Source organism: Mesorhizobium sp. M7D.F.Ca.US.004.01.2.1 (assembly GCF_003997785.1).
Lineage (GTDB): Bacteria > Pseudomonadota > Alphaproteobacteria > Rhizobiales > Rhizobiaceae > Mesorhizobium > Mesorhizobium loti.
The window spans coordinates 1-4,486 of record NZ_RZRQ01000417.1 but is presented as its reverse complement, the minus strand read 5'-3'; the positions used below and the strand labels follow the sequence as shown (position 1 = coordinate 4,486).

The 4,486-nt window shown below is 58.4% G+C and carries 5 protein-coding genes; 4 read left to right on the top strand and 1 reads right to left on the bottom strand.

The window, feature by feature from the left end; translation table 11 throughout:
- From EN993_RS31965 to EN993_RS31950, 4 genes are all read left to right on the top strand, one after another.
- Positions 1 to 666, top strand: a 666-nt coding sequence (locus tag EN993_RS31965) for a TRAP transporter large permease (protein ID WP_164757943.1), incomplete at its 5' end; no start/stop codon positions are given.
- A 9-nt stretch (positions 667 to 675) separates the two neighbouring features.
- Positions 676 to 1,920: an FAD-binding oxidoreductase gene (locus tag EN993_RS31960; RefSeq protein WP_127265765.1), complete on the top strand. Its 1,245-nt coding sequence runs from the start codon at positions 676 to 678 to the stop codon at positions 1,918 to 1,920.
- Positions 1,921 to 2,018: 98 nt separating this feature from the next.
- Positions 2,019 to 2,927 (top strand): dihydrodipicolinate synthase family protein, encoded by a 909-nt coding sequence (locus EN993_RS31955; RefSeq protein ID WP_127265763.1) that lies wholly within the window; start codon positions 2,019 to 2,021, stop codon positions 2,925 to 2,927.
- Between the two features lie 409 nt (positions 2,928 to 3,336).
- Positions 3,337 to 3,696, top strand: coding sequence for a RidA family protein (locus tag EN993_RS31950; RefSeq protein ID WP_348630444.1), 360 nt, complete (start codon positions 3,337 to 3,339; stop codon positions 3,694 to 3,696).
- Positions 3,697 to 4,135: 439 nt separating this feature from the next.
- Here the strand turns inward: EN993_RS31950 and EN993_RS31945 are convergent.
- The coding region (locus tag EN993_RS31945; protein WP_206532449.1) for a dihydrodipicolinate synthase family protein at positions 4,136 to 4,486 on the bottom strand (351 nt) is incomplete at its 5' end.

Here is a 4,486-nt window from a genome sequence, read left to right as displayed (position 1 = left end):
GAGTGGAAGCGCGTCCTGGTCGAGAGTATTCCGGCGCTGCTGATGCCTGGCATTATCCTAGGCGGCATACGCGGAGGGTTTTTCACGCCGACCGAAGCAGCTGGAATCGCCGTAATTTATGGTGGGCTCGTCAGTCTCTTTGTTTATCGCGAGTTGCGTGTGTCCGACCTGCCAACGCTGATGGTGGAAGCCTGCCGTTCCACTGGCGCCGTACTCTTGGTAATAGGCATGGCCAGCGCCCTGTCCTTCTTCTTCACCTTCGAACAGGTGCCTCACCAGATCGCCGAATTCATCACCTCTTTTGCGCACAACGCAGTTGAGTTCCTTCTTATCGTGAATGTTGTCTTTCTGGCTGTGGGCATGATCATGGATGCACTGCCAGCCTTGATCGTGCTTATGCCGATCCTTGTGCCTCTGGCAAAGCAATACGGTCTCGACCCCCTGCACTTCTCCATCATCGTGCTGGCAAATGTCGGTCTCTCGTTCATACATCCGCCGGTTGGGTTGTGCCTTTACATCAGCGCCGCGATTGCGCGGGTGGACATCTGGTCGGCGACGAAAGCAATCCTGCCGTTCTTCTTCGTGCTCCTGGTTATGCTGGTGGTAATTGCGGCATTTCCACAACTCACCCTTTGGCTGCCGACGCACTACGGCATGGGGAATTGACCAGGCGCCATGACCCCTCACGTCGTCGTTATCGGAGCGGGAATCGTCGGGCTTGCTTGCGCCGAGCGCCTGCTGGGGCTTGGAATGCGCGTCACCGTGGTGGACCGCACGCCCGAAGGCGAGAAATGCTCGTGGGGCAACGCCGGCGGCATAGCGGTCACCGAAGTCGTGCCGGCTTCGGTACCTGGCCTTGTCTGGAAGGTGCCCGGATGGCTCATGGATCCTGTTGGTCGGTTGTTCGTCAATTGGGCGCATGCTCCCAGTATGTTGCCTTGGTTGATCGCCTTCCTGAAAGCGGGGCGCATCGGCGAGGTGCGTCGGATAGCCGGTGCGCTGAGCGCCCTGAACGCGCTTGTTTATGATGACTTGGTCCCGCTCATGGATAGGATTGGGCTTGCCGGTGATCTGAAGCGGGTTGGTGCAATAACTGTCTATTCCACCAGGCAGGCTTTCAACGCGGACGCGACCGAATGGGCGCTGCGTCGGGACCACGGCATCAAGTGGTCGGTGCTTTCGGCAACCGAACTGCGTGATAGGGAACCGGACCTCTCCGATCGTTTCGAGACTGGCATCTACATGCCATCCTGGAGTCATGTCGCCGACCCCAAACGCATTGTAGAGCGTCTGTTGGCCTTCGTTCGCCAACGCGGGGCCACTATCATTGCCGATGAGGTGACGGGCTTCGAGATCCAAGATCGCGCGGTCACTTCGGTGAGGTTGGCAAGGGGTGGCGTATCAAAAGCGGATGCGGTCATCATCGCATCAGGCGCGTGGTCGGCCGCCCTTGCCGCGATGCTGGGTGACCGGGTGTTGCTGGAGAGCGAGCGCGGATACAACACCACGGTCGATTCCGACGGAATCGAAATCAACCATGAGATCATTTTCGCTGAGCAGAAGTTTGTCGTCACACCGCTTGAGCGGCGTCTGCGCATTGGCGGAGCTGCCGAGTTCACGGGGCTTGTGGCGGAACCCAATTTCCGTCGTTCCGAAGTGCTGATGGAGCTTGGCCGGCGGGCGGTGCCCAAGCTTACCTTGAGGTCAGGCACTGTCTGGATGGGCCAACGGCCGACCACACCCGACTCCTTGCCGGTAATAGGCAGGGCCACAGGCGCGAGCAATGCGATCTACGCCTTCGGCCACGGCCATCTCGGGCTGACGCAGGCTGCGCCGACAGCGCGACTTGTTGCCGAGTTGATTGGCCTCGGGCCGAGTTCCATCGACCTTGCACCCTACTCAGCCTCACGTTTTGCATAGAATGCGAGGTGCCATATGGACAACTGACCGCATTAATTGCATATTGGATACAAAGCAGAAAACCGTAACAATTTCAGATAAATAGGAAGGTTAAGAACATGGCTGACTGGAAAGGCGTTTTTCCCGCTGTGACCACCAAGATGAAGCAGTCCGGCGAGATCGATCTGCAGGCCACTCAAAAGAGCATCGACCGACTGATCTCCAACGGCGTCTCCGGCATTGTCGTGCTCCCGATGCTGGGCGAGAACGCTTCGCTGTTGCCGTCTGAAAAGGAGATGGTCATCCGAGGCGCCAAGGAAGCCATTGGCGGTCGCGTCCCGCTGCTTTCTGGCCTCGCCGAATTGTCAAGCGAAGGCGCTGCCAAGACGGCCAAGACCTTTGAGGGCTATGGCGCCGAAGGGCTGATGGTCTTTCCGAGCCTGGGCTACAAGACTGACGCACGCGAGACTGCCGCGTGGTACAGGAACATCGCCAAGGCCTGCGGCATCCCGATCATGATTTACAACAATCCGATTGCATACGGCGTCGACGTCACACCGGATATCTTGAAGGATCTCGCAGATGTACCGTCGATCGTCTGTATCAAGGAGGAGACTGGTGATATTCGTCGCATAACTGACATGTATAACGAGCTTGGCGACCGCTATCGCATCTTCTGTGGTGTCGACGACCTGATCCTCGAAAGCATGGCGCTTGGCGCCACCGGCTGGGTTTCGGGAATGACCAATGCCTGGCCCGAGGAATGTGTTGCTATCTTCAATCTATGCGCTGAAGGCAGCTTCGACGAAGCCCGCAGTCTCTACCGCATCATGACACCGGCCTTCCATCTCGATGTGCATGTCAAGCTCGTCCAATATATCAAGCTGGCAGAACATCTCGTCTGCGGCAGCCCTGAGTGGACCCGAGCGCCCCGTCTGCCACTTGTTGGTCCCGAACGTGAGCGCGTGGTTGGCACAATCAAGCAAACCATTGGCAAGCTGCAGGCGCGAGGCAATATTGCAGCCTGACCAATAAGAGCTCGCGGGGCGGGCATATATCAGCGGCGTACCTCCCGACGCTCCTGATCTCCTTGGTGCCCGCCTCGCGAGGCTTGATGAAGATTGTTGTCGGGTCAGTGGAGTCTCTCCATTGACAACACCTGCGACAGTCAGACAAGCCACGCCAGACAGCCGATCTGCTCGCGTTTGAATCACGTGGTCAATGGGTCAAAGTCCGTCTGCCAATATTGCCCCCCAAACAACGTTGCCGGTGCAAATGAGGCATTCATTTGGGCGAAATGCCGATCGGCCAAGCCTGAAATCTGCCGGCACTGAACCTCGGTTGCCAGAAAAACTGAACAATCAACGTCGCTAAAACTCGTTTTTCGTTTTGATCGCGCGAGCCTATCACTTCATTGGTTTCCACGGTGCAAGGGCTTTGCAAGTGATCAAGCGCAGTCATACCTCTCCCAAGCTCAGCGAACTTGTTGAATTCCCCCTTGCCGGTACCATGGTCGTCACCGCAGGACAGGTCGCCGACAATCGCGATGGCGATATCCTCACGCAGACAGCCGATACGCTGGCCAAGATAGACCGGCTTCTCGCAGAAGCCGGGACAGACAAGTTGAAGATCGCCTACGCCTATGTCTGGCTGCCCGACATCAAGGATTTCGACGCAATGAATTCGGTCTGGGAAAAATGGGTCCCGCAAGGTGCGGCCCCTGCCAGAGCCTGCGTCGAAGGCCGTCTGGCCGACCCGAGGTTGAAAGTGGAGATCCAGGTTTTCGCGTTACGCTGACGCTGCCTCTTGCAGATGGGTCGACGCTGGCCCCCTTCAGCTCAATGACCCCAGCCCTCAATGGCAGAACAGTCGCTAGCGATGATCCCGGCATCGTGGAGCATCAAGGCGCTTTCGACCAGCGACAGCGCCAAGTGTATTGATTGGAGTCGCCAGGCGCGATTCCGGAAGGTCCGCCAAGACGCGCCCATCGGCGGCGACAGCATGTGCTGGCGCACAGGGCAAGACCCATTTTGTCGATACCAGATCTGCCAGTAGGTTTCCGATGCGCCGGACCTGCGCGTTCCTTCAATCTTGATCAGCAGCACGCCCCGAAAAACACCGCAGCGATGTTGGGGCGATAGATCGGATTATTGGGGATGCCAAGAAACCTTGCCAACCGAGCCCCGAGGTAATGCTGCTGAGTGCGGGCGCGGTTCGGCGAGCTGACGCAGGACCGTCAGATCGCTTTTTCGAGGGCCTTTTCCAGCTTCGTGTATTCCTCAGGCGGCAGCGCCAGTGCGGGCGGGTGCATAAGGTCGTTTTCAATGTGTCCGAGGATCTTCAGGCAGGCTTTTAGCCGGGCCGTCGCGCGAAACGCCGGAGCTTCGCGATAGATGGCAGTCGCGAGCGGATAGAGTCGCCGATGCAAGGCGATCGCCGCCGGCCAGTCACCGCGCTGGGCCGTATCCCACAGGTCCACCACCAATTCCGGCACTATGGCCGCCAGACTGACCTGACTGCCCTCGGTACCGATGAGATAGGCCACAAGCAGGTGCTCATCGCCAGATCCCAGCACCGCCACATCGGG

Bases quoted from the DNA above. Each gene is read 5' to 3' on its own strand.
- EN993_RS31960 (WP_127265765.1), top strand. From the start codon at position 676: ATGACCCCTCACGTCGTCGTTATCGGAGCGGGAATCGTCGGGCTTGCT.
- EN993_RS31955 (WP_127265763.1), top strand. From the start codon at position 2,019: ATGGCTGACTGGAAAGGCGTTTTTCCCGCTGTGACCACCAAGATGAAG.